We start from the raw sequence: 25,690 nt of genomic DNA on the forward strand, positions 1-25,690 counted from the left end.
TCCTACACCTCCGCCGATTTTACCGTGTCTGGGCCTGTTCCGGGCGATACGGTTTTCGTCAAGTTACGCGCCCGCCAGTATGACGCGGTGGTCGCGATGTATCACGATCAAGGCCATATCCCGGTGAAGCTGCTCGGCTTCAACGTCGATCCCGCGACGGGTGAGTGGAAAGCGCTCTCAGGTGTCAATGTCACGCTGGGCCTTCCGATTATCCGCACCTCCGTCGACCACGGCACGGCCTTCGACATCGCCGGCAAGGGCATCGCCAATGAGGACAGTCTGGTCGAAGCGATCGAGTTCGCGGTCCAGATGGCCGCGGCAAAATCCAATTCTTAGGCAACGGCACGCCTGCAACGCACGCGGAAGCGGATTGAACCATGGCAGCAGAAGACAAGAAATCCCATCTCATGCTGATCGACGGGAAGTTTGTCGCCGGCGAAGCCGGCACGCGCTCGGTGATCAATCCCGCCAATGGCAAGGCCTTTGTCGACGTGCCCGAGGCAAGCCCGGATCAGGCCCGCCAGGCGATAGAGGCCGCACGCAGGGCCCAGAAGGCTTGGGGGCTCAAATCGCCTCTTGCCCGTGCGGCGATCATGAAGCGGATTGCGGTCTTGATCCGGCAGAATGCCCGACATCTGGCCGAGGTGGTGGTCAGGGAACAAGGCAAACCGATCAATGAAGCAATAGGTGAAGTCGGCGGCGCGGCCGAGTTCTTCGACTACTACGCCGAGTTTGCCCGTCGCATCCAGGGTGAGATCCTGCCATCCGACTACGCGGGAGAGCAGGTCTGGATCCAGCGTGTGCCGATAGGCGTCGTCGCCGCCATCATTCCATGGAATTACCCGAGCGCCCTGGTCAGCCGAAAGGTGGCGCCCGCCATGATCGCCGGCGACACCATCGTCCTCAAACCACATGAAGACACGCCACTTTCGGCGCTCGAAATGGCGCGCATCTTTGTCGAAGCGGGCGTGCCAGCCGGCGTGGTGAACATCTTAACGGGACGAGGTGAAACCATAGGCGAAGTGCTCTGCACGGAACCCGGCGTCGACCTCATCACCATGACCGGAAGCGTACCGACCGGCAAGCGCATCATGGCCAATGCTTCAAGCAATCTGACACCGGTTTCGCTGGAGCTTGGCGGCAAGGCGCCATTCATCGTCTTGGCCGATGCCGATCTCGATTTGGCGGTGCGTTCGGCAGCCACCTCACGCTACATGAATTGCGGACAAGTCTGCATCTGCAACGAACGTACGCTCGTCCATCGTTCGATTTACGATCAGTTCGTTGCCCGCTTTGTGGAATTCTCCAAGTCGCTGGTCGTCGGTGACCCGATGCAGGCAAATACCGATATCGGCCCCAAGGTGAGCCGTGAGGAATTGGAAAAGGTCGAGGCGGTTCTTGCCGAAGCCGTCGCAGGCGGCGCGACGCTTGCTCTCGCCGGCGGGCGCCCGACCAGGGCGCCGATCGATGGCGGCTACTGGCTCAATCCGACCGTATTGACCGACGTGACGCCCGACATGCCGATCATGACGCGCGAGATCTTCGGCCCGGTCGTGCCGATCATGCCTTTCGACACCTTTGAAGAGGCGGTCAGCATCACCAATGCCAGTCGCTATGGCCTGTCGGCGTATCTTTTCACCAATGATCTGGGCCGGGTGATGAACGCCGTCAACGAGGTTTCGTTCGGTGAGATCTACGTGAACCGGATTGGACCGGAAATGCTGCAGGGTTTCCATGTCGGGTTCCGCGAAAGCGGGCTGGGCGGTGACGACGGCGTGCATGGGCTCGAAAGCTACATGCGCAAGAAGACGGTCTACGTGAATTACTCGGGTGCCGCCACGGCGGCATTGATGCCTTACGGGCGCTGAACAGCGCCCATCCAGTACGACCAGCCAGGTCGCCACCGGCTGATACGGCCGTTTCATATGATCGGGAGGAATGAAATGCACTATCGTGGATTTGTAGCGGCCGCTTTGGCCTTGGCGCTATCGGGACTGGCCGCATCGTCGGCGCTCGCCGATGACACCATTCCACCGGAAGCAAAAGCTCTGCTCGAGCCGCTGCCCCTGTCGCCGAGGGGCCAACCCGTCCCAGGCTTCCCGGATGGTCCGCCGGCGGTTTCGCCAGACGTGCTGAAATTCTCCGACGAGGATCTTGCCAAGCTCAAGGCGGGAAAGTTCACCGCTGGACTGGTGATGCACACCATGGATGCTGGCTGGCCTCAGTTGCAGGTTGCCGGAATCAGCAACACACTCAAGGACCTTGGCATCGAAGTTGTCGGAACCACCGACGCCAAGTTCCAGCCCGGCCAGCAAATCAGCGATCTCGAGCAGATGATTGCCCGCAAGCCGGATGTGATCTTCTCGATCCCGATCGATCCGAAGTCTGAGTCCGAAGCTTACAAGAAGGCGGCGGCAGCCGGCATCAAGCTGGTTTTCATGGACAATGTCCCGGTCGATATGGCGCCGGGCAAGGACTATGTGACCGTTGTTGCCTCCGACAATGAGAAGAACGCCTACTTCGCCGCGCAGGAACTTGTCGGGGCGATTGGCGGCAAGGGCGAGGTCGGCATTATCACGCTGGTTTATGACTATTACTACTCCGTCGCGGCCCGCAAGGTCGGCGCATTGAAGGCCTTCGCCGAACATCCCGACATCAAGGTCGCGGATGTCGGCACCTTCACGGCGCCGGAGAAGGCTTACGAGGTTGCCACCGCGATGTTGACGGCACATCCCGACATGAAGGGTATTTTCGTTGCCTGGGACACGCCCGCGCAACAGGTTGTCGCGGCGGCCAAAACACTTGGACGCGATATCGTCGTCACCACGAATGACATTGCCGCGGACAGCGCGCTGAATGTTGCACGTGGCGAATTTCTGGCCGTGGGCGCGCAGCGTCCCTACGACCAGGGCGTGGCCGAGGCCAAGGCGGCCGCGCTTGCATTGCTTGGACATGACGTCCCGCCATACATTTCGGTGCCGACGTTGCGCGTCAAGAAGCTCGACCTTCTCAGTGCCCTCAAGCAGGTCACCAAGGAAGATGCTCCCGCCTCGGTGGTAAAAATCTGCAACGGCGAGTGCTTCTAGCCCCTTTTTCGTCGGCGGGCTCCAGCAGTCCGCCGACGCTTCCCGAGCGACCGAGAAATCGTCATGGCCGAAGCGAAAACTTCAACGTCCCAGAATGCGATCGTAGCGATGCAACGCATCAGCAAGTCGTTTGGCGCGAACCGCGTGCTGTCTGATATTTCGTTCGAGGTCATGGCCGGTGAAACGCACGCACTGCTCGGCGAGAACGGTGCGGGCAAATCGACGCTCATGAAGATTCTCATGGGAGCTTATCGAACGGATGAAGGCCGCATTCTGTTTGACGGACAGGATGTCACGGCCTTGTCGCTTCGAGAGAGGATCGATCGCGGGATCGCCATGATCTTCCAGGAACTGAGCGTCTTGCCGAACCGCTCGGTTGCCGAGAACCTGTTCATCCTTCGCGAGCCTCTCGCCTTTGGCCGGCGTGTCGACAGCAGAAAAATGGTTCGCGACGCCCAGGCTCTGATCGAGCGGTACGCCTTCTCGCTTGATCCTTCCGCGCGTGTGGGCGATCTGGCCTTCGCCCAACGGCAGATGGTCGAGATCCTCAAGGCGATCTCGCGGGGCGCCAAGCTGCTCGTAATGGATGAGCCGACTTCATCTCTGACCATCCACGAGGAGGAAACGCTTTTTCGCACCATCGGCCAGCTCAAGCAGAATGGGATCGGGATCGTCTACATCAGCCATCGCATGGCCGATGTGCTGCGGCTTTCGGATCGCATCTCGATCATCAAGGATGGGCGACTGGTTGGCCCGCTTGATCCGAGCAAGACATCCATCGAGGATATCGCCGCGATGATGTCGCGGCCGAAGGGCGAAGTGCCTTTGCCGACCGCCGCAGCGCCCGCGAAACGCCAAACGGCGACGCCCGTCGGGACGCCGGCTCTCGATATCCGCCACCTTGCCACGTCACGCAAGCTGTCCGACATATCGTTCTTGATCGACCCAGGCGAGATCGTCGGCGTTGCCGGGCTTGTCGGCAGCGGCCGCTCGACCTTGGCAAAGGCTTTGTTCGGCATCCTTCCGGATGTATCGGGCCACATTGCCGTGGCGGGCGAACCCGTTCAGCCGGGCAGTGTCAGCCGGTCAATCGCCGCCGGCATCGCACTTGTTCCCGAAGACCGTCGGCTCGAAGGGCTTGTTGGCGGCCGTTCGATCGAGGAGAACCTCGCACTTCCCCGCCTTTCTGATTTCTCTCTGGCGGGTCCGTTGGGGCCTATGGCGAAGGCCCGCATAACGGCGCTGTTCAGACAATACCGCGACGACCTCAACATCTTGTGCCGTGGCCCCCTACAGAAAGCCCAGGAGCTTTCGGGCGGCAATCAGCAGAAGATTGTCTTCGCAAAGTGGCTGGCAATGAAGCCGAAACTGTTGATCCTCGATGAGCCAACCTCCGGCGTCGACGTCAACGCCAAGCGCGATATGCGCGAGCTTGTGCGTCGCACGGCAAGCGAAGGCGTCGCCGTGCTGCTCATTTCTTCGGAACTCGAAGAACTTCTGGATTTGTCCGATCGCATTCTGGTGATGGCGCAGGGGCGGATAACACGCAGCATCGGCAGCGCGCACGACGAGACGGGGCTTCGCGCGTTGCTGCAGGCCGAAGCCGCCAGACAAACCAGCGTACGCGCCCAGGGAATTGCAGCATGAAACCCTCCTCGATGCCGATGCGCGCAAGTGCGATGAATTTTTTCCGCGATCACATCACCTATGTGATCTTCCTGGCGATCACCCTCTATTTCGTCTTGTTCGCACCCCACTTCGCGTCGGTCTCAACCGCAAGCGCCGTTCTGCGCATCACAGCCATCGTCTCCGTGATGGCGATCGGCATGACGTTCGTCATCATCTGCGGTGAAATCGACCTGTCGGTCGGGTCGGTTGCCAGCTTTTCGGGTATGATCGGAGCGTTGCTGCTCGATCAAAGTGTCCCCACCTATGTCGCCGCACTTCTGGTGCTGGGCGCCGGGGCCTCGATCGGAGCGGTGTCGGGCGTGCTTGTTACGAAACTGCGCATTCCCTCGTTTCTCGTAACGCTTGGCATGCTCTCCATCTTTTCCGGATTGGCGCTGACCATCACCGGCACTCGGCCGGTGTCCATCGTCGATGATGATTTTTCGAACCTGTTCTGGAATGGCAGTTTCCTCGGCATCCAGGCGCCAATCTGGTGGACCATCGTCCTGACCGCGGCCGGCTACTATCTTTTGCATCAGATGCCCTATGGCAGGCGTGTTTATGCGACAGGTGGAAATGCTGTTGCCGCGCGCTTTTCCGGGGTCCGCACGGACGGCGTCAAGATCTTCGCCTTTGTCCTGTCGGGCATGACCGCATCCTTAGCGGGCCTGATGCTCGCGGCCCGCTCCACGGCGGGTAATCCCAGCCTGGGAGCGGGTCTTGAACTCGACGTCATCGCAGCCGTGATCATAGGCGGGACAAGTCTCTTTGGCGGCTATGGATCAATCGTCGGCTCCGTCGTCGGTGCAATCTTCATTGGGATTCTCGGATTTGGTCTTCTCGTGCTCGGTCTTTCCACCAGCATCCAGGAGGTCATCAAGGGAGCCATCATCATCATCGCCGTGTCGTTGAACCGGCGCTGAAGGCAGCCGAACTCATGGTCCGACCATATGCGTGCATGGCAGGAATTCGGTCTCCGCAGCGGTAACTGCGGGGGGTTCGATCTTATAATCGGCGATGGTCGCCGAAAGATGGGAGGAAAGTGAAATGAAAAGACGTATTCCGTTTCTGATGATGGGCGCTCTTGCAGCATCCGGCGCAATGCTGGCAAGCGCCCGCGCGCAGGACACCTACAAGCCTGACTGCTATGCGCCTGCGCCAGACAGCGCTTCGGTGATCTCCTATCCGAAGAAGTCCGGTCCCTACAAAATTGCGTTGGTCAACGGCTATGTCGGCAACGACTGGCGTGCCAATTCCATCCAGACCGCCAAAGCCTGGGGGGACCGTCCCGAAAACAAGTCCAAGCTGTCCGAGCTGAAGATCATTTCGGTTGGCAACGATTCCACGGCGCAGATCTCTGCGATCGACAACTTCATCGCCGCCGGCTACGACGCCGTGATCATCAATGCCGTCAATCCCACCGCCTTCGACGCAGTGGTGAGGCGCGCCAAGCAAGCTGGTGTGGTGCTGGTGACCTATGACAACGTGCTCGACTCCAACCAGGTGGTGCAGATCAACGAAGATCAGGTCGAACTGGGCCGGATCAAGGCGCAGGCCGTGGTCGATGGCATCAAGGCCAGGAAGGGCAATGTTTCGGGTCAGGTTCTGGAAATCGATGGCGTCCCCGGCAACAGCGTCGACCGCGACAACCAAGCAGGCTTCAGCGAGGTCTTCTCCAAATATCCTGATCTGAAGGTGGTCAAGGTCGAGGGCGACTGGGATGTGGGCACGGCGTCGAAGGTGACATCCGACGCCATTGCGACCAACGGCAATTTTGACGGTATCGTTGTCCAGGAGGGCTCCGTTGGCGCGCTTGAGGCGATGGCCGCGGCGAAGCACCCGGTCGTCCCGGTCGGGTTCGATGCCGGCAACGGCACGCGGATGCTGGTCAACAAGGGCAAGTATCCTGGCATCACGGCTGCCCAGGCGCCGGCGCTGGCCGCTATGGCGCTGGAGGCCTCGGTCGTGCTGCTCGAAGGCAATGCGCTGCCACAGAAGGTGTTCCTGCCAATCCCTCAGAAGAACAATGCGGATCTGGCAGAAGGCAAGGATTTTTTCCCCGATCTGCCAAAGACCTTCTACACAGCCACCGGCTTTCCGCAGTGTTTCCCGGTGTTCACGCCCGATGAGCTGAAAGGCCAGACGGCAGACAACGCCAATTGAGCTACGACGCGAACCTGGCCGGCGTCTAGGCCGGCCAGGCGGGCAGCAACGGAGCGCGCATGGCCGATCGCTATGTTGAACTGAAATCGGTGTCGAAATCCTATGGCGGCGTTCCAGCGCTGACCATGGTGGATTTCCGCTGCGAGCCGGGACGCGTGCACGCCATTCTCGGCGAAAATGGCGCAGGCAAATCGACTCTGATGAAATTGTTGGCTGGTGTCATCCAGCCGGACGCGGGAACGATCGCCATCGGCGGGCAGACGGTGCGCTTCTCCTCCCCGCGGGAGGCGGCCGAACAGGGCATAATGTGCATGTTCCAGGAGCTGTCGCTGATGCCGCATCTTTCGGTTGGCGACAATATCGTGCTTGCCGCCCCGCGTACCCGGATGGGATTGATGGAGCGCGGCGTTTATCGTGAGGCGCGCGAAGCGCTGGATCTGGTCGGGGCCAAGTCGATCCCGCTCGGCGCCCGCGTCTCGGGCTTGTCGCTGTCCGAACGCCAGCTTGTGGAGATCGCCAAGGCCGTGTTCCGCAAGCCCAAGCTTCTTATCCTTGACGAGGCGACCTCGGCTTTGACCAGCGAACTGGTCGAAACCGTGTTCGGTGTCCTCAGAATGCTGAAGGAGCAAGGTGTCGCGATCCTTTTCATCTCGCATCGAATGCACGAGGTCGACGCCATCGCCGACAGCATATCCGTCTTCCGCAACGGCAAGCATATCGAGACCTTCGACGCTGGCGCACGCACGACCGATGAGATCGTCGGCCTCATGATCGGCCGCTCGCTGGAAGAGCTCTTTCCACCGCGCCGCGCGCCTGTGCCTGACACGGTGCCGATCGTTCTGAATGTGTCAAACGTGAGTTGGGGAAGCCAGCTCATCGATGTGTCGCTTAGCGCGCGCGCCGGTGAAATCGTTGGCCTCGGCGGTTTGGACGCGCAGGGCCAGCAGCAGATCATGCATGCCGTCTTCGGTGTGCTGCGCGGGGTGACGGGCACCATCACCCTCAATGGCAAGGGGCTGAATGGTCTTAAGCCGCCGAGGGTGAAACAATCCGATATCGGTCTGGCGCTCGTGCCCGAGGATCGCAAGACCGAGGGGCTGATCCCCAGCATGTCGGTGGCGCAAAACCTGCGCTTGGCGGTTCTCGGACGAGCGCCCTTTGGCCTGCTCGACCTGAACGGCAATAACGAGGCCCGGCTGCAAGACCTGATCGAACGGTTGGCCCTGACCTATGGTTCGCTCGACGATCCCGTCGCGACGCTGTCGGGCGGCAACCAGCAGAAGGTGGTGCTGGCCAAATGGCTGGTGCTGTCGCCCAAATGTCTGCTCCTGATGGATCCGACGCGCGGCATTGACCTGCCGACCAAGGCCCAGATCTACAGGCTGCTTGCCGAGCTGGCGGCCGAGGGGATGGCTGTGATCCTGCAATCGACCGACTATGAGGAACTCATCCACTTGTGCGATCGGGTCTACGTCTTCTACCGGGGCAGTGTGGCCAAGGAACTGAAGGGCGATCACCTGTCCGCCGATGCGCTGATCGCCGCCTCGATGAACGTGCGCCTTCACGTGGAGGCCCGAACATGACGACCTGGCTTCGCCAACATGCAAGGGAAGCGATTGCCGCGCTCGCGCTGGTGGTGCTTTTCGCCAGCTATATCGCCATCCATCCACGCGGCTTTTCAACCTATGTGGTAACCATCTGGTCAAACCAGGGAGCATTGCTCGGGCTTGCCGCGATTGCTCAGTTCTTCGTGGTTCTGGTCAGAGGGGTCGACCTGTCGGTAGGGTCTATCGTAGCGCTTGCCAACGTGGTGGCGTCCTTCCTGCTCAATGGATCTCCGGCGTCGATTGCGCTGGGCATGGTGGCGGTGCTCATGGTCGGGGTAGCCTGCGGGCTGGTGAACGGGATCGCGGTTGTCTATGGCCGGGTTCAGCCAATCGTCACGACGCTGGCGACCGGTGGCATCTTCGGCGGCATCGCTTTGCTTCTGCGGCCAACGCCCGGCGGCAGCATCGATGAGACCATGTCGGACGCGCTGACCTATGCGGTGGCAGCCGTTCCGGTCTCGGCGGTCATTCTTGTCGTCATCCTCGTGATACTGCTGGTCCTTCTGCGCCGGACGGCCATCGGCCTCGGCCTCTATGCTGTCGGGTCGTCGCAACAGTCTGCTTATATGACCGGCCTTCGCGTGAACCGGCTCAAGCTCGTCGCCTACGGCAGCAGCGGCTTCATCGCAGCCCTTGCCGGCATCTATGTCAGCATGGTGACGCTTACAGGCGACCCCAATATCGCGCCGTCCTACACGCTGAACTCGATCGCCGCGGTCGTGTTGGGCGGGATAGCGCTAAGCGGTGGCGTCGGCAGCCCCGTCGGGGCCGTGATCGGCGCCTTGATCCTAAAGACGATCTCGTCGCTGATGTTCTTCTCCGGGCTGCCGCCGTTGGCGCAACCGTTCTTCGAGGGGTTAATCCTGGCAACCGCAATTGCACTCGGCGCGCTCGGCGTTTTTCGGGTGCGCAGCCGGCTTGAGTTGTATCGCTGATGACTGACGCTGCCGCGCGAACTGCTTCGCCCCGCAAATCCCTCCGCTGGCTCAACCGGGACAACGTATCGGTTCTGCTGATCGCGCTGGGTTGCGTCGCTCTGCTGCTGGGTGGATCCCTATTGTACCCCGGCTTCCTGAAGCCAGGCTACATTCTCCAACAACTGCAGATCGCAGCGTTTCTGGGCATTATTGCCACCGGCGCCATGCTGGTGATCCTGCTGGGTGAGATTGACCTTTCAGTACCCTGGACCATCACTGGCACGGCGATTGTCGTGATCTCGGCCTCTGGTAGTTCCAATCCCATAGTCGCCAGCCTGGCAATTCCGCTGGGCCTATGTTTTGGCATGGCTGTCGGACTCTTGAACGCCATTGGTGTCGCCGTCTTTCGCGTGCCCGCGATGGTCTGGACGCTGGCCGTCAACGCCATGTTGCTTGGCGCCGCTGTTTTCTACACCGGCAACAGCCGTCCCAACGGCGAGGTTCCCTGGCTGGCGACGCAGACGGCGACCGGCCGGACCTTCGGCACGCCCAATGCTTTTCTCATTTGGCTCGTGGTCGCAGTGATCTCTATCTGGGTGCTCAAACGTACCGCTTATGGGAACTACCTCTATGCTCTTGGCAATTCGCGGCGTGCGGTGTTTCTTGCTGGGGCGCGGCTTCGTCTGATCACAGTGGTAACTTTCGTGCTTGCCGGAATGTTTTCCAGTTTCGGCGCCATTCTCCTGCTGGGCTATACCAATCAAGCCTATCAAGGCATGGGCGACCCTTACCTCATGCCGGTCATCTCGGCCGTGGTGATCGGGGGAACCTCCATCCAGGGTGGTCAAGGGAACTATATCGGTACCTTCGTTGGTGCGATCTTCATTACGCTTCTGTCGTCGATCCTTTCGGTGATGCAGATGCCCCCTGCCGCGCGCGAGATGATCTTCGGCACGATCATCCTGATCGTGCTGCTGGTCCACGGTCTCACAAATAAGAACCAGGACATCTGAACGCTGGGAGCGATCCTGTCGGCGCGAGCGCCGACCGATCACAGTGCTGACTTGTGGTAGAGTCTCCCGACGACGATGAGCCATTATCGGCCAAGTCGAAAGTGTGCACGCAGCACCGCTGGACTCTTGTCGCACCCAACCGGCTTGGCCTGCTCTGCGGTTAGGCGGGTGGCGAAGGGCAGATTCAGTCGGATTTGTCACTCGCAGTAGCGCGACTTCACAGGTGGTGTCGTGTTCGCGTGGAAGGTGCTCGGCCGCTTACCTTAACGCCGCACTCTAGTATCTCGCTGTCCTTGAAACTTTACCGATCATGTTCTTTGGCTTCCCAGCCAGCCAATAGTCTAAATTTGTCTCGAGAATCACATGAAGGCGCGCCTCGGTGAGAGGTCCTCGCGAGGAGCAATGTGGCGTCAACCGCACCCGTGGATGGCCGTAGACCCAGTGGCCGGCAGGCGGCGGCTCCTCGACCCAGACATCCAGCGTGGCACGAGCGATCGTTCCGTCAAGTGCGTTGCGCAGCGCCATGGGGTTGATCAATGCGCCCCGCGCGACGTTGATGAGGTGCATCCCTGACTTGCACATCGCGAAGACACGCTCATCGAATAGGCCGCGGGTTGCAGGCGTAAGTGGTGCGCAAATGATCATGTGGTCGCTGCGCGCGCACAGTTCCTCCAATGGAACGAATTCGGCATCGCCCTCGGCTGCTGCCTGGCGTCGAACGGCGAGAACATGGACGCCGAACGGCCGCGCCAGTTTCGCCACCGTCCGCGCTATCTCACCGTATCCGAACAGCCCGATTGTGCGTCCAGCCAAGCTTCCAATGTCCTGCCCCGACCAGCTCTCAGGGCTGGTCACGCGAACATCGCCCAGGCGCTTTTCGAAATCGAGCATTGCCGCCAAGACGTATTCCGCAATGGCAAAAGACGCAGCGCCGCGCGAAACTGTGAAATGCGGTACGTCAAAGAGCCAGTCAGGCGCTTCGTCCACGCCCGTGGGACGAGCATGGACCCAAGCCAGATCCTTCGCCCAGGAGGGCTTGGTTCGCGTCAGACTTCGCAACTTGCCGTTCGTCACCAAGAGCACAGTCGTACCTTCCGGCACAGCCCACGGCTCGTCGGCTGAAAGCCGGTGAAGCACCGCCCCGCCGGGAAGCCTTTCGCGCAGCCATGCGTGCGTGGCCGCGTCGAACTGGTGCGCCAATCGAAGCATCGGGGTCACGGAGTCAGCGGTAACAAGGCTGCCGCGCTTTGCGGCTCGGTTGCTGTGCTCGCACGCACGACGAGTTCACCGGGCAGAGCGTGCAAGCGGGTCGGACCGGGCTCTGCAACTGTCAGAAGCTCGACGGTCTTGTCCACGATCTTTTCGATCGGTTGGCGATAGGTTGTTAGAGAATAGCCCGGCCAACCGGACATCGGAATGTCGTCGAAACCAACGGCGGCAATTTCCCGCGCAACCCCTGCCTGCTTCATGGCATCGAGGCCGCCCAGCGCAAGTATGTCGGAGGCGAAGAAGATCGCGTCAGGCTTTTGGGGGATTAGCTCGAGGGCGCCGGCCCAACCGGCATCATAGCTGTAGATTTCCCGGGAGGTTGTGCCGGTAAGGCGCATGCCCAGTTCAGCCAGTCGCGAGGTGAATGCGCTATATCGCGTCATGCCGATTGCAGATTTCGTCAAGCCGGCGACATAACCGATGCGCCGGCGGCCAGTCTCGTAGAGATGGTCGACGAGGCAACGCGCACCGGCAGTGTTGTCACAGCAAACCGTCATGATGTCGTCATGGCCGAGCCGGTTCAGAAGCAGAGCTCGGCGCCCTTCGGTGGCCCAGGCCAGCGTCCGGTCATTCAGAACTGTGGCCGAGATGATGACAACGGCATCGACATTGTAGGTTCGTATTGCGACCAGTTGCTCCTCGATGTTCGCGCCAGGCGTTATGTTGAACATCAGGGTCTGCAAACCGACGCGCTGGAGGCCTTGGGTGAGCTGTTCGAGCAACGCCGGATAAAACGGGTTAGACATGTCGGACACGACCAGGCCGACGATGTTCGTCCGCCTCGTGGTAAGCATGGAGGCGATGGCGTTCGGCCGGTAACCGATCTCGCGCGCACTCTGAAGAATCCTGTCGCGCAACGGCGCCGCGATGCTGCTGCCGGGGGTGAACGCACGCGATACGGCCGACTGGCTGACACCGATGAGAGCCGCCAGCTGGCGCGACGTGACTGGCTTGGATGCTTTTGGGTTTTGTTTTCTCAACTTACCGATTCCCCGCGCGGCAGCGATATTCCAGTAGTTAGCCGATACGCATGACGAAAACCAATTGCAGCGACGCAACGCCGTTCAAAGGTTCTTTGAATACGATTGCGAAAAATCTCTACATTGGAATATGCAGCACGATCGCAATGGGAACTCGCGGCTTGCAATGAATGACGACCTCCAATGACGACGGCAGGCTGAGGAATCGCCAACCTCGACCAAAGACGATGCCGTATGCTGCGCTGCGATGCCGAAAACCGATGTCATGCCCTTTGTCGGCCTCTGTAGCGACGATGTCCTATCCCCTTCGGACAATCGCCACCATACCCACTCAAAAACTTTGCCCAATGGCTATTGAATACGGATGCAAATTCTGTTTGTCTAGTCTCCAGGTTGCTCTGCACGGAGCGACTTTGGGAGGATAGAATGCCAAATGATGGTGCGGGCGCTGCTGCGCGCGCAATGCCGCTCTCGGCTGACCACAGGATAGCCTCTCTGGAGGCATTCCAGGTTTCATGGCGACCAAACGATCCGCCAGGCAGACGCACGGCGATCGTTCGGGTACGCACCGACAGCGGCCTGACAGGTTATGGCGAGGCCTCTCCGATGATGGGCGGCGAGCATAGCCTCCTGGTTGCTCGTGATTTCGCGGACAGTCTCGTGGGCGCCGACCCCTTCGACCAGGCGGTAATCCACGACAAATTGCTCCATCGCTACATCAAGCTGGGACCGGAAGGGGCTGTTACCGGTGCGCTGGCGGCTCTGGATATCGCGCTCTGGGACATCAAGGGAAAGGCGCTCGGGCTTCCGATCTACAAGCTGCTCGGTGGCGCATGGCGCACGAAGTTGCCCTTTTATGCATCTATCGGCGGCAACGCGAACCGCTCCGTCGACGAAGTCGTGCGCGTGGTCGAGCAGCGCTGGAAGGCCGAGAGCCCAGCCGCCATCAAGATACGTTGGGACGGCGATCGGACGCGGCAGGACTATGACATCCCGGGCGACATCGCGAAGGCCAGGGCCGTCAGAGCCCTCGTCGGCGATGACTTCCCCTTGGCGTTCGATGCGAACAATCAATATTCGGTCGGCGGGGCTATTCGAGTCGGGCGCGTCTTGGAAGAACTGGGCTACATTTGGTTCGAAGAACCAGTCCAGCACTACGATGTGCGTGCCATGGGTGAGGTCGCGCAACGGCTCGACATCACCGTTTCCGCTTCGGAGCAAACTTATACGACGCAGGCGCTGGTCGACATGATCGAGGCCGGCGTGCGCATGGTCCAACCTGATATCGTAAAGATGGGCGGCATCACCGGCCTCATGCAGTGCGCGGCGATCTGCTTTGCTCATGGCGTCGAACTCGTACCGCACCAGACCCAGCCCGGTCTTGGGCATGTCGCCAACCTGCACGTTCTGGCGACGCTGATGCACAACACGAAGCCCGCCGAGTTCGCGGACCCGGACGATCGGATGCATGTCGCATTCGAGAACCCTCCGGTTCCGCGCGATGGGTCGTTTGAGATACCCGATGGTCCAGGGCTTGGTCTTCGAGTTCGCGACGGGGAGATAGACCGACGTCGGTCCTGACGTGTCCGTCGCTGCAGAATTCACGGGCGGGAAGAACCGCGCATCCATGACCAGGGAGGAAATGGAATGATTACCAGGCGAGCACTTATTGGAACTGCCATCGCTACGTCGGCGATGGGGCTCTATATGCCTCGGCTTCGAGCCGCGGCTGCCGATACGCTGCGTTTTGCCAGCTCCGCCGGCGGCCCTCGCAAGACCGACCCGAACCAGACCACGCAAGGGTCGGACAACTGGGCCGTAATCCAGATGTTCGAATATCTTGTGATGCCTCCCGACGGCACATTTGGCGTGAAGCCCGAAGACTTCCAGCCGTGGCTGGCGGAAAGCTGGACCACCTCGGATGATTCGAAGACGTGGGTTTTCAAGCTGAGACAGGGCGTCCAATTCCATAAGGGATACGGGGAGATGACCGCGGACGACGTCGCCAGGTCGTTCCTGCGAGCGCGCGACGAAGGCGTCTCGACGTCCAACTACACCAATCTGACCGACGTGAGCGCCAGCGGCAAATACGAGGTGACGATCAAGCTGAAGAACCCGGACCCGATGTTCCTTAGCTCAACCGTCGCGACACGGAACGTGATGGTTGTCTCGAAGAAAGCGGTAGCAGAACTGGGCGAAAAGTTTGCAACCGAGCCGATCGGCACCGGACCCTACCAGATCGATCGTTTCGACAGCGAACGCGGCATGTTCTTGAGCCGCCATGAGGGCTATTGGGGCGAACCGGCGATCATCCCGAAAGTCGAATGCCTTTATATCGCCGACACGACAGCGCGGACACTGGCATTGATGTCGGGCGACATCGACATGATAGAAGGCGTCCGCCAACCCGGCTGGGTGCCACAAATCCAGGCGCAAAAGCCCGACCTGATCTTCGACATGACGGCGCCAGGTTCCTTCAACACACTGTTCTTCAACTTGTCGAAAGAGCCGTTGCAGAACATCCAGCTGCGCAAGGCGATCATGCACGGCATCAACAAGCAGGAGATCGTCGACGCCCTGACGCCGATGTCGAACATGTCCTATACCCTAAATCCACCGAACTACCCGACGGGCTTCAAGCTCGAGGATCTTCCAGAGGATCTGCGCTACGAATACAATCCCGACGAAGCCAAGAAGCTTCTCGCGGACGCAGGGTTTGCCGGAGGGCTCACGATCCCCGTGAATACCTCGCAGCGCGAGGATTACAGCACGCAGCATCTGATCATCCAGGAGCAATTGTCGCAGATCGGGATCAAGATCGATCTGAAGATTCTGGATCATTCGGCCTATCACGCCACCAATCGCCAGAACCTCAATACGCTGAACATCAACTCGTCGTCGCTGCCTCCCGTCCCGCTATACGTCTTCAATCAATACGCACCCTCCTCGGCCAACATGACGGAAGACGGCAAGGGCGGCGCCAATTACTCCCACTACGGCGTGCTTATGCCTGGTGTCGACGATCTGCTCGACCAGATGCTCCAGACAACGACATTCGACGACTATGTCGCCAAAGGCCGCGAGGTTGAGCTCAAGATCCAACGTGACCTGCCGATGGCCGGTTTGCCCACACTGTCCTATCTGGTCGTTCGCAGTCCCCGCATCGACATCGGCTTCCCGATAAAGAGCGGCTACGCCTATTGGCGCTTCTGCAAGGCGAAGATCGTAGCCTGAGTAGGCCCGGCGCATGGCGAGATATCTCTTCTTCCGACTTCTGGACATGGTACCGACCGTGTTTCTGGTGCTGACAATGGTGTTCATCGCCATGCGCATTTTGCCAGGCGACCCTGCGCTTGTGGCGCTGGGTCCGAATGCCGACGGAGGACAACTGGAAGCATTTCGCGAAAAAATGGGCCTCAATGAACCGCTGGGGCTCCAATATGTGACATTCCTCAGCAACGCCGTCCGCTTCGATTTCGGCCATTCCCTGATGTCGGACGTGCCGATCGGCACCTTGATCGCCAACAACCTCCCCCACACGATCTACCTGACAATTGCATCGGTGGTGCTGGGTCTCGTGATGGGCATTCCGTTCGGTGTTTACGCGGCTACGCAGCGCAACAAGCTGCCCGACAGCGCCCTGCGCATCTATTCGTTGATCGGCTATGCGATCCCGGACTTCTATCTGGCCGCCGTGTTGCTGATCGTATTTTCACTGAATTTGGGCTGGTTTCCCATCAATGGCGAAGGCAGCGGATTCTGGGACGGACTGCACCACATCTTCCTGCCGGCCTTGACCCTGGCCATGTTGAAATCCGCATTCCTCGGGCGGCTCACACGCACGTCGTTGCTGGAGGTGCTCGGCCGTGACTATGTCCGCACCGCCCGCGCCAAGGGCGCGCGCGAAAGCAGGGTCATCTACCGCCACGCGCTGCGCAATGCCATGCTGCCGCTTTCGACAGGCATCGGCATTTCGATTCTTGCAACCCTGTCGGGATCGGTCGCCATCGAACTGGTGTTCAACCGCCCCGGTATTGGCCGGCTGCTGATCAATGCCATTCAGGAACGCGATTATCCGGTCATCCAGGCCGGGGTGATGATGTTCGCCTTCTTCGTCATCCTGGTCAATCTCGCCATGGACATCGTTTACCTGATCGCGGATCCTCGCATCCGGATGAAGTCATGACCGACGCCAGGCTGAGCGACTTCCCCGTCGACGATCTCATCTCCCGCGAGGCGCTGGCCGACGAGCGCGGCCTCGGCGATGTCGTCCGGCAGGTTATCTTCGGCAGAATCTCGACCCAGGTCGCCTTCTTTGTCGTGGTCGTGTTTGTTGTCGTGGCGATCCTCGCGCCGTGGATCGCGCCCTACGATCCGGTGAGACAATCAATCCTCCAGATCAACAAGCATCCGTCGTGGGATCACTGGTTGGGTACCGACCAGTTCGGTCGAGACGTGCTGAGCCGGATGATCCACGGATCGCGCAATTCGCTGATCTTCGGATTGCTCTCGCCGGTATTTGCTGCCTTCTTCGGCACCATATTGGGCGTGTCGGCCGGCTATTTTGGCGGCATCGTGGACCGCTTGATCAGCCGCATTGTCGACATGCTCATGGCCTTCCCGGAACTTTTGCTCGCAATCCTTATCGCCGCCGCGCTGGGTGGCAGCTTTTGGAACATCGTTGTCGTGCTGACCGTAGCCTTTACCCCTGGCTTCGCCCGCGTCGCGCGGGCCTCCACACTCGCCGTCAAGCAGGAGCCTTATGTCGAGGCCGCCGTAGCCGCCGGCGTTTCGACGCCCCTCATCATCTTCCGCCATATCGTGCCGAATATCGCCGCGCCGATCGTGGTGCTGATGACGCTGTGGTCGGCGAGTTCGATCCGGATCGAAGCCACGCTTTCCTTTCTCGGCATCGGCACGCAGCCGCCCAACCCATCGTGGGGCAATATCATCCGTGACGGCCTCTCCAACATGTTCGCGACCCAATGGCCGATCGTGGCGGGCGGCTTGGCGATTACGATCGTCGTGCTGGCGATCAGCATTCTTGGCGACTCGGTGCGCGATGTTCTGGACCCGGAGACTGCCCGTTGAGCGAAGCGCTTCTCGATATCAAGGATCTCACGATCGAGTTCGGCTCCGGAAGCCAGCCTTTGCGCGTGGTGGACAACATTTCATTTGCGGTAAGTTTGGGCGAGACGGTGGGGATAGTCGGCGAAAGCGGCTCGGGTAAGTCGATGACCGCGCTTTCTGTGCTCAGGCTCGTCCCGGAAGGGGCGCGAGTTTCCGGCCAGATCATATTCGAGGGCCGCGATCTCTTGAAACTGCCGAAACGTGAGATGCCGGCGATCCGCGGCAAAGAGATCGGCATGATCTTCCAGGAGCCGATGTCGTCGCTCAATCCGCTGATGACCATTGGGGACCAGATCGACGAGGCCATCCGGCTGCACGAGGACATACCCGCCCCAGAGCGCCGCAAGCGGGTTCTCGCGCTACTGCGGCTTGTCGGCATGCCGGATCCGGAGAACCGTCTGAGCGCCTATCCGGACCAATTCTCTGGCGGCATGCGTCAGCGGGTGATGGCCGCCATCGCAATGGCCTGCAACCCAAAGCTGCTGATCGCGGACGAACCGACCACCGCACTGGACGTTACGATCCAGGCGCAAGTGCTGGCGATGATGCTGGACATCCGCGCACGTTTCAATTCGTCCATTCTTCTGATCACCCACGATCTGGGCGTTGTGGCTGAGATCTGCGAGCGCGTCGTTGTGATGTATGCCGGGCGCATCCTGGAAGACGCGGATGCGCGCTCGCTATTTTCCAACGCACGTCATCCCTACACCCAGGGTCTGCTCAGGTCCGTGCCGACCCTGAACGATACCCGAAAGCGCCTCTATCAAATCCCGGGCTCCGTGCCGCCAGCAGGTACCATCAAAGCCGGTTGCCCCTTTCGGCCGCGCTGTTCGGTGCGCATGGAGCGCTGCGCCGTCGAGATGCCACCCCTGCGCACATATGACCCTGGCCATCGGGTGGCCTGTTGGGCGACCGCCGAGGCGGCCGCATGAGCGTGTTGATCGACATCCAGGGCCTTGGCAAAACCTTTTCGGACCCGTCGCTCCGGCTGGGTCCAAGACGTCCACCTGTTCGGGCGGTGGACCAGGTCAGCTTTCAGATCCTGCGCGGCGAAGCACTGGCGATCGTGGGCGAATCCGGTTGTGGAAAATCCACGCTTGGCCGGCTGCTGCTCCAGTTGATCGAGCCGTCGGAAGGCAAAGTCATATTCGAAGGCAAGGATCTTAACAAAACGACGAAATCCGAAATGCGGCAGTTGCGCCGAAAGATGCAGATGGTTTTCCAGGACCCGTTCGGTTCGCTCTCACCGCGCCGCAAGGTCGTCGACATTATCGCCGAGCCGATGGACAGCTTCGGCCTGACCAAGTCGCGCAAGGAAAGACGCGAAAAAGTTGCCGAGTTGCTGACGCTGGTGGGCCTTCCTTCGAGCTATATGGATCGCAAGCCTCGGCAGTTCTCAGGCGGCCAGCGGCAGAGGATCGGCATTGCAAGAGCGATCTCGGTCGATCCGATGTTCATCGTCGCCGACGAGCCTGTTTCCGCGCTCGACGTGTCCATCCAGGCGCAGATCATAAACTTGATGCAGGACCTGCAAGAGAAGAAGGGCTTCTCCTTTCTGTTCATCGCGCACGACCTCGCGGTTGTGCGCCACATCGCCGATCGTGTCGCGGTGATGTACCTCGGGCGCATCGTCGAGATGGGAACGAAGGAGCAGATTTATGCGGCTCCGCACCACCCTTATACCGAGGCGCTGCTTTCCGCCGCGCCGCAACCGGACCCCACCGCCACGCGCGACCGGATCATCTTGAAGGGTGATGTTCCCAGCCCCTCGAACGTGCCTTCCGGCTGCGCGTTCCGCACTCGTTGTCCGCTCGCCGCCGATATCTGCCGGGATGAGCGGCCGTCGCTTCGGGAAGTCGAACCGCACCGCACCGTGGCCTGCCATTTCGCCGCCCCTCGCCCCATCTCGCACAGGCGGGCGGTGGCATGAGAGGAGCGTTGGAGGATCTTGTCGTTCTTGACCGATCAGGGACGATCGCAGGCCAATTCTGCGGCAAGCTGCTGGCGGACTATGGTGCAGACGTCTGGCTGGAGGTCCCGGAGGCTGAACCCGACATCGCGTCGGGCGGCAGCGGACGGACGCGGACGCCGCTCGACCTGCATCTCAATCTCGGCAAGCGACGCGGCCTGCCGGCAGCGACGCCGGACATCGTACTCTGCGCGCCGGACGAAAATCCGCAGACAACCCGGACCGAGCTTCCCGCCGCGGTCGTGGTCCGCATTACGGGGTTCGGCGACGATGGTCCCAAGGCGGGCTGGCGCGCCCCTGAAATCGTGCTCCAGGCCTCGTCGGGCATGATGATCTCAAACGGAATCCGAGGTCGAGAACCACTCTACGGAACCGGCAACAGAGCATCTTATGCGGCTGGCCAGGCGGCTTACGTCCAGATCCTTGCGTCCCTGCGAGTTCGAGCAAAGATCAAGCAAGGCGACATCATCAGAATCGATGCTGCCGAAACAGCTGCAGCCATGTGTTTCCCCTACGTGCTGCAGGCGATCTATAACGGGACCGATCGTCGGCGAGGCGATCAGGACATTCCAGCGGGTGAGGTTTTGTGCCGCGGCTCCTGGGTCTGCCTCTGGGTCTATTCCAACCGCTTCGCGGCGTTATGCAAATTCCTGCGGCTTGAGACATGCCTGACTGACGCACGCTTCGCCGACGCGCAGCGGCGTTCAAGAAACTGGCCAGCCTTCTTTGCTCTTGTGCAGGAAGAGGTGCGCGATCGCGATCCTGATGATTTCGTCGCAGAGCTGCAGGCGATCAACATCATCGCCGCCCGTGCCTATCGAATCTCGGAATTGCGTGGCAGCCGTCACCTCCAAAATCGCGGCTTCTGGCGTCGATTGAAGATCGAAGGCGACGAGTTCGTAGTCCCCGCGCCGCCCTTTCGAATGAGCCTGACACCAGCAATCCAGGTATGCGGGAGCGCGGATGCTACCGCTTGAGGGTACCCGCATCGTTGAACTGACCACGGCCTGGGCCGGCCCGATGGCTGGCCGGATCCTGACCTGGTACGGGGCGGAGTCGTTCCATATCGAAAGCCCGAACCGGACCAACACCTGGAGATCGAATCGCGACAAACCAAACCCATTGACCTATCCGGATCTTGATCCCGGCGAGCGTCCCTGGGACCGGTGCTTCACGTTCAATTCGCAGAATGTAAACAAGCGCTCACTCGTTGTGGACCTCAAGAACCCGTTGGGATTCTCAGTGGTTCGGCGGCTCGTCGCCATGTCTGACGTGCTGATCTGCAATTTTAGGCCAGGGCTGCTCGAGCGGCTGGGCCTGGGTTACGAGAAGCTGTCTCGAGAGCAGCCCGATATCATCGTTGTCGAAATGCCGGCCTATGGGCTGGCCGGTCCGGAAGCCGGTTATGCGGCCCTTGGACCTACGATGGAGATGGCAACCGGCATGTCGGCAATGATCTCCTATCCCGGCGGCGGCCCTACGGTCACCGGGCCGTCCTACATGGATCCAATCGGCGGCTTCAATGCGGCGGCGGCAATTCTAACGGCGTTGCATCACCGTGACCGGACAGGCCTTGGACAACATATTGAACTGGCCCAGGTTGAGGCAGCGATGCAGTTCATCGGCCCGGAACTCATCGCTGGCGTCGATGTCGTGCCAGATGGCAATCACCTCCCCGACGTTGCGCCCCACAACGCCTATCCAGCGGCCGGAGATGACAGTTGGGTCGCCATGGCCGTCGCCAGCGACGATCAGTGGGCGAAGCTCGCACGGATGATCGGCGGCGACGCATTGGCGCGAGATGTGCGCTTCAGCAGTCTTGGCGCGCGCAAGGCCAATGAGGCGGACCTGGACAGGCTGATCGCGGGCTGGACATTCGACCAGGATCGTCATGCGCTCGCTGCCAGATTGCAGGCTGCCGGCATTGCGGCCTCGGCTGTCGAAACAGCGCGCGACTTGGTCAACTCGCCATACCTGGAAGAGCGCCGGTTCTTCACCGAACTCGATCACCCTGTTGCGGGGCGCCATCGCCATCCCGGACTGCCACTTCACTCCGAGATCGCTCAAGGATCAGCGCGCACGGCCGCGCCAAGCTACGGCGAGGGGAATGAATATGTGCTGCGCGAAATTCTGGCTTTGCCGGAGGCCGAGATAACCGCGATTCTGGCCAGTGGCGCCATGGCTACCGTCCCTGCCCCAGGCGTATGATGAGCGATCTGCCGACTTGTCTTGAACTGACTGCGGTTCTCGATCCTCGCCCCAAATACAGGGGAACGAGCCACGAAGACTCTACCGCCCGCGCCATGGGTTTCCGCGCAGCGCTGTTGCCCGGAGTGTTCGTCTATGGCCACGCGACCCGTCTCGCCGTAATCGGTTGGGGCGAGGATTGGCTTGGCCGCGGGCGCGCGCGGGTTCGGTTTCGCCGACCCGTTTATGACGGGGACCCGCTGGTGGTGGAGCGCGGTCCTCTCTTGCGCGACGAAGTGGGAATTAGCGCAACCGTAACGGTCACCAATCCACAGACGCACGAAGTTGTTCTGGACGGCTTCATAGGATTGGCGGACCGTTCGCCAGCCCCGCCTTCGGACCTTCCGATCCTCCCTACCCTCGACCCCAAGGTGACCATCAACCCCGGTGTCGTAACGCAGGGTTTGAACCTTGGCAGCTCCGAGACTCCTCTCGACCGTGAAACCGTCGTGGAGTCGCTGACCGACTTTCATGAAACTGAGACCATATTCGTCGATCGCGGGCTGATTCATTCTGGCTGCCTCATTCGCAAGACGATGGGCGATGCTTTGGCCAACCTTATCCTGCCGATGCCGGTGATCTTCGCCGGAGTGGAGGTCCAGCATCTGGTTCCGGCTCCCATGGGCGATCGCTACCGCACCTCATCCCGCATCGTCCGTGCATGGGAAGGCAAGGGCAAACACTATTTCGAAACTGAAGAATGGCTTCTGGCGGGCGGAAGGCCAGTGGCCCGGCACATCCGGCAGAACCTTTACGCCATGAACTGAAACATGCGAGTCGGTCGGAGAGATCTGTGAAGATTGAAAAAATAGAGACATTCACCAACCGTCTGATCGGCTTCGTACGCGTTACCACCGATAGTGGCGAGAAGGGCTGGGGCCAGGTCTCAACCTACAATGCGGATATCACTTGCGAGGTATTGCATCGACAGGTCGCCCCACATGCACTCGGTACCAACGCTCTGGATTTTGGCGACACCATCGAACTGATCGGTGAACGGGAGTGCAAGTTTCCTGGGACCTACCTGCGCCGTGCAACGGCAGGCCTGGACACCGCATTGTGGGATCTCAGGGGAAAAATCGAGGGCAAGCCCGTGACTTCGCTCATCGGCGGCAGCCCCGGGCCACTACGCGCCTACGCCAGTTCGATGCGTCGCGACATCACTCCGGAGGAGGAAGCTGACCGACTTTGCCGGTTGCGCGACGAGAAGGGCTTCACCGCTTTCAAGTGGCGCGTGGGAAAGGAGTGCGGCCGCGACGTCGACCAATGGCCAGATCGAACCGAAGCCATCGTTCCCTATGTTTCCAAGGCGCTCGGCGATGGCGTTTCGAAGCTTGTAGACGGCAATTCCGGCTTCAGTCCTGAACGCGCCATCGAAGTCGGGCGAATGCTGGAAGACAATGGCATCACGCACTTTGAAGAGCCCTGCCCCTACTGGGAATACGCCTGGACGAAACGGGTCACTGACGCATTGTCGATCGACGTGACAGGCGGCGAGCAGGATTGCGAGATCTCCGCCTGGAAGACGATCATCGGGATGCGGTCCGTCGATGTCGTACAGCCCGATATCCTCTATTTAGGAGGACTCTCGCGCACGCTCCAGGTTGCCCGCATGGCGGCCGACGCCGGCCTGCCCTGCACGCCCCATTCGGCCAACCATGGCCTGGTGACCTTGTGCTCCATGCATCTTTTGCGCGCTCTCCCCAACGCCGGAAAATATCTCGAATACTCGATCGAGGGGCCTTACAGCCAGCAATGGGCTGATGAGCTATTTGTCGAGCGGCCATACGATGTTGTCGACGGAAAAGTAGAGGTTACGAATGCCCCGGGTTGGGGTATCGAGGTGAACCCAACTTTTCTTCAGGCGACAACCTACGCGGTGACCGAGCGCGACTAGCCGCCTTCGGCTCCAATTAAGGTGCGACAATCACGGGCATCGCCAGAGTGGCGCGGCCTGGCGTCGCCTACCGTCCGGTTGCCCCGCCGCCGCCGTCCTTGCCGATGGCGGCCGCCTGGTGCGAGCGGCCTTGTTCGCCAGCGGCAAGCATTTCCTGGAGGTGGTTGCGACACTGGCCGCGGCGAAGAATCCGGACCTCGAACCGCCATCGATGCAAGGCTTGGCTCGGAAATCTCGATAAAAAGGTTTCGAATGTTGTCGCTGCGCCATATGTCATTGGTGCGACGCCAAAAATAGGGGGCTACCTTGCCAGCTGAACCACGTTCTCCACGGCTTGCGGTGCTGATCGACGCGGATAACGCTTCGGCTAGGATTGTCGACGGGCTGTTCGAGGAAATCGCCAAGATCGGTGAGGCAAGCGTTCGTCGTATCTACGGCGACTTCTCCAGCACCCGTTCGAAGGCCTGGGCCGATGTTCTGTCGAAACACGCGATCATCCCGCAGCAGCAATTCGCCTATACCACCGGCAAGAACGCGTCCGACATCACGCTTGTGATCGACGCGATGGACCTTCTCCACAGTGGGCGGTTCGAAGGCTTCTGCCTGGTGTCGTCCGACAGCGATTTCACCCGCCTTGCCGCTCGCATCAGGGAACAGGGGATCGACGTGTATGGATTTGGCGAGCAGAAAACGCCGGAGAGTTTCCGGCAGGCGTGCCGCCGGTTCGTATACACAGAGAACCTGCTCCCGACTGCGCCAGCCAACACTCAGGATGCGGTGCCGGCGAAATCGTTACAGCCGCCAAGCGCCGCGACGCCGATCATCGCCAAGGTCATTTCACAGATGGAAACCGAGGACGGGTGGGTGCCGCTCGGCACTGTCGGCAACCAACTCGCCAATCTGGCGTCGGACTTCGATCCCAGAACCTTCGGCTTTCGCAAGCTGAGCGACCTCGTCCGCAAGACCAACGCCTTTGAGATTGTCCATCCCGAGGGTGGAACCATGCGCATCCGCATCAAACCGGCCCAAGAGATGCGAACGAAAGACAAGCCTGGCCGACGCCGCCGCAAGGATCTATCTGACTTGCCCTGAACCGAAGGCCCTTTCACCTACGTTTGGTCTCTGGTCGGACCACTATTTCGCTGGCGCAAACCGCTGTTCGGCGTATCATTCCTGTGGGAGAGGGTTCATGGCGGGAGAAGCCAATGAACGCAGCGCTGAGTGTGCCTGTCATCGACCTGACGGCACAGGAACTTGTTTCGTCTACGCTTTCAAGATTCCGCGCTGGCGACACCATATCGACCAGGGCAGCGCTGGACGCCATCCGTCGGATGAGCCCGGCTTGCCAGGACAGCGACGACGACCTGGTCGAGCTTGTCGTGATGACGGCAATTGGTAAGACCATGGGTGTCGTGTTCGACCATCGGGCACGCTAACGCATGTCGCACAAAACCATGCCCTCGGCTTGACCCGAGGGTCCGCAGCGGTTTGCGACTACGACAAGCATCGCCGTTGCGCCTTCCATCGGCAGCGCTCGCAAGGAGCTCGCTCGCGATCTGAACTCCACCGGTGACATGAACGATCCGCCACCATGAATCTGTGGCTGCATGGCGCCCTGATGCGGAATCTGGCCGAGAACGGCGGCAAGATTCCGAGCGACCCGGCGGCCTAATCCGGCCTGCCCCCCTAACCCCCGGGGTTCGGACTTGGGGTCAAGCTGAAACAACGATCCATCCCGCTCCAC

At 60.5% G+C, this 25,690-nt stretch carries 23 protein-coding genes and 1 pseudogene; 22 read left to right on the forward strand and 2 right to left on the reverse strand.

Annotation, left to right across the window (positions count from 1 at the left end; all coding sequences use genetic code 11):
• The 9 genes from CN311_RS18355 to CN311_RS18395 form a co-directional block, all read left to right on the forward strand.
• On the forward strand, positions 1 to 336 hold a 336-nt coding region (locus tag CN311_RS18355; RefSeq protein WP_165779747.1), incomplete at its 5' end, for a 4-hydroxythreonine-4-phosphate dehydrogenase PdxA.
• 41 nt (positions 337 to 377) lie between these two features.
• On the forward strand, positions 378 to 1,868 hold the full coding sequence (aldA, locus tag CN311_RS18360) for an aldehyde dehydrogenase (RefSeq protein ID WP_097575162.1): 1,491 nt from the start codon (positions 378 to 380) through the stop codon (positions 1,866 to 1,868).
• Positions 1,869 to 1,943: 75 nt separating this feature from the next.
• The gene (locus CN311_RS18365; protein WP_165779748.1) at positions 1,944 to 3,086 is read left to right on the forward strand and encodes a substrate-binding domain-containing protein; all 1,143 of its coding nucleotides are present in this window, start codon (positions 1,944 to 1,946) and stop codon (positions 3,084 to 3,086) included.
• Between the two features lie 108 nt (positions 3,087 to 3,194).
• A complete protein-coding gene (locus CN311_RS18370) occupies positions 3,195 to 4,733 on the forward strand; it encodes a sugar ABC transporter ATP-binding protein (RefSeq protein WP_165779749.1) in 1,539 nt (512 codons plus the stop codon).
• A complete protein-coding gene (locus CN311_RS18375; RefSeq protein WP_097575165.1) occupies positions 4,730 to 5,677 on the forward strand; it encodes an ABC transporter permease in 948 nt (315 codons plus the stop codon). Before CN311_RS18370 ends, CN311_RS18375 begins: the two co-directional genes overlap by 4 nt.
• A 124-nt stretch (positions 5,678 to 5,801) precedes the next feature.
• Positions 5,802 to 6,917, forward strand: a complete 1,116-nt coding sequence (locus CN311_RS18380; protein ID WP_165779750.1) for a sugar ABC transporter substrate-binding protein — start codon at positions 5,802 to 5,804, stop codon at positions 6,915 to 6,917.
• 59 nt (positions 6,918 to 6,976) lie between these two features.
• On the forward strand, positions 6,977 to 8,500 hold the full coding sequence (locus CN311_RS18385; RefSeq protein WP_097575167.1) for a sugar ABC transporter ATP-binding protein: 1,524 nt from the start codon (positions 6,977 to 6,979) through the stop codon (positions 8,498 to 8,500).
• The gene (locus CN311_RS18390) at positions 8,497 to 9,459 is read left to right on the forward strand and encodes an ABC transporter permease (protein WP_097575168.1); all 963 of its coding nucleotides are present in this window, start codon (positions 8,497 to 8,499) and stop codon (positions 9,457 to 9,459) included. The genes CN311_RS18385 and CN311_RS18390 overlap by 4 nt, the downstream gene beginning before the upstream one ends.
• On the forward strand, positions 9,459 to 10,454 hold the full coding sequence (locus tag CN311_RS18395) for an ABC transporter permease (RefSeq protein WP_097575169.1): 996 nt from the start codon (positions 9,459 to 9,461) through the stop codon (positions 10,452 to 10,454). Before CN311_RS18390 ends, CN311_RS18395 begins: the two co-directional genes overlap by 1 nt.
• 276 nt (positions 10,455 to 10,730) lie before the next feature.
• Here CN311_RS18395 and CN311_RS18400 read toward each other — a convergent pair whose 3' ends face one another.
• Together CN311_RS18400 and CN311_RS18405 are read right to left on the reverse strand one after the other, a co-directional pair.
• Positions 10,731 to 11,663 carry an NAD(P)-dependent oxidoreductase gene (locus CN311_RS18400; protein ID WP_097575170.1) on the reverse strand — a complete coding sequence of 311 codons (933 nt, stop codon included), beginning with the start codon at positions 11,661 to 11,663 and terminating at the stop codon, positions 10,731 to 10,733.
• Positions 11,664 to 11,668: 5 nt separating this feature from the next.
• Positions 11,669 to 12,703: a LacI family DNA-binding transcriptional regulator gene (locus CN311_RS18405; RefSeq protein WP_165779752.1), complete on the reverse strand. Its 1,035-nt coding sequence runs from the start codon at positions 12,701 to 12,703 to the stop codon at positions 11,669 to 11,671.
• Positions 12,704 to 13,129: 426 nt separating this feature from the next.
• On the opposite strand from CN311_RS18405, the gene CN311_RS18410 reads away from it, so the two are divergent.
• From CN311_RS18410 to CN311_RS33770, 13 genes and pseudogenes are all read left to right on the forward strand, one after another.
• On the forward strand, positions 13,130 to 14,284 hold the full coding sequence (locus CN311_RS18410; RefSeq protein WP_097575172.1) for a mandelate racemase/muconate lactonizing enzyme family protein: 1,155 nt from the start codon (positions 13,130 to 13,132) through the stop codon (positions 14,282 to 14,284).
• 66 nt (positions 14,285 to 14,350) lie between these two features.
• On the forward strand, positions 14,351 to 15,937 hold the full coding sequence (locus CN311_RS18415) for an ABC transporter substrate-binding protein (RefSeq protein WP_097575173.1): 1,587 nt from the start codon (positions 14,351 to 14,353) through the stop codon (positions 15,935 to 15,937).
• Positions 15,938 to 15,950: 13 nt separating this feature from the next.
• On the forward strand, positions 15,951 to 16,889 hold the full coding sequence (locus tag CN311_RS18420; RefSeq protein WP_097575174.1) for an ABC transporter permease: 939 nt from the start codon (positions 15,951 to 15,953) through the stop codon (positions 16,887 to 16,889).
• Entirely contained in the window at positions 16,886 to 17,794 is a 909-nt protein-coding gene (locus tag CN311_RS18425; protein ID WP_097575175.1) for an ABC transporter permease, read from the forward strand. Before CN311_RS18420 ends, CN311_RS18425 begins: the two co-directional genes overlap by 4 nt.
• Positions 17,791 to 18,765, forward strand: a complete 975-nt coding sequence (locus tag CN311_RS18430) for an ABC transporter ATP-binding protein (RefSeq protein WP_097575176.1) — start codon at positions 17,791 to 17,793, stop codon at positions 18,763 to 18,765. The genes CN311_RS18425 and CN311_RS18430 overlap by 4 nt, the downstream gene beginning before the upstream one ends.
• Positions 18,762 to 19,763 (forward strand): ABC transporter ATP-binding protein, encoded by a 1,002-nt coding sequence (locus CN311_RS18435; protein ID WP_097575193.1) that lies wholly within the window; start codon positions 18,762 to 18,764, stop codon positions 19,761 to 19,763. The genes CN311_RS18430 and CN311_RS18435 overlap by 4 nt, the downstream gene beginning before the upstream one ends.
• An 8-nt stretch (positions 19,764 to 19,771) precedes the next feature.
• A complete protein-coding gene (locus tag CN311_RS18440) occupies positions 19,772 to 20,779 on the forward strand; it encodes a CoA transferase (RefSeq protein ID WP_165779753.1) in 1,008 nt (335 codons plus the stop codon).
• Positions 20,766 to 22,010, forward strand: a complete 1,245-nt coding sequence (locus tag CN311_RS18445) for a CaiB/BaiF CoA transferase family protein (protein WP_097575178.1) — start codon at positions 20,766 to 20,768, stop codon at positions 22,008 to 22,010. The genes CN311_RS18440 and CN311_RS18445 overlap by 14 nt, the downstream gene beginning before the upstream one ends.
• On the forward strand, positions 22,010 to 22,816 hold the full coding sequence (locus CN311_RS18450; RefSeq protein WP_133117214.1) for a hypothetical protein: 807 nt from the start codon (positions 22,010 to 22,012) through the stop codon (positions 22,814 to 22,816). Before CN311_RS18445 ends, CN311_RS18450 begins: the two co-directional genes overlap by 1 nt.
• 26 nt (positions 22,817 to 22,842) lie before the next feature.
• Entirely contained in the window at positions 22,843 to 23,946 is a 1,104-nt protein-coding gene (locus CN311_RS18455; protein ID WP_097575180.1) for a mandelate racemase/muconate lactonizing enzyme family protein, read from the forward strand.
• Positions 23,947 to 24,252: 306 nt separating this feature from the next.
• Positions 24,253 to 25,038, forward strand: coding sequence for an NYN domain-containing protein (locus CN311_RS18465; protein WP_097575181.1), 786 nt, complete (start codon positions 24,253 to 24,255; stop codon positions 25,036 to 25,038).
• A gap of 113 nt (positions 25,039 to 25,151) precedes the next feature.
• Entirely contained in the window at positions 25,152 to 25,382 is a 231-nt protein-coding gene (locus CN311_RS18470) for a hypothetical protein (protein ID WP_097575182.1), read from the forward strand.
• Between the two features lie 99 nt (positions 25,383 to 25,481).
• A pseudogene (locus tag CN311_RS33770) lies at positions 25,482 to 25,618 on the forward strand (DUF3597 family protein); the annotation flags it as partial.
• Positions 25,619 to 25,690: the final 72 nt, after the last annotated feature.

Source organism: Mesorhizobium sanjuanii (assembly GCF_002529485.1).
Lineage (GTDB): Bacteria > Pseudomonadota > Alphaproteobacteria > Rhizobiales > Rhizobiaceae > Mesorhizobium > Mesorhizobium sanjuanii.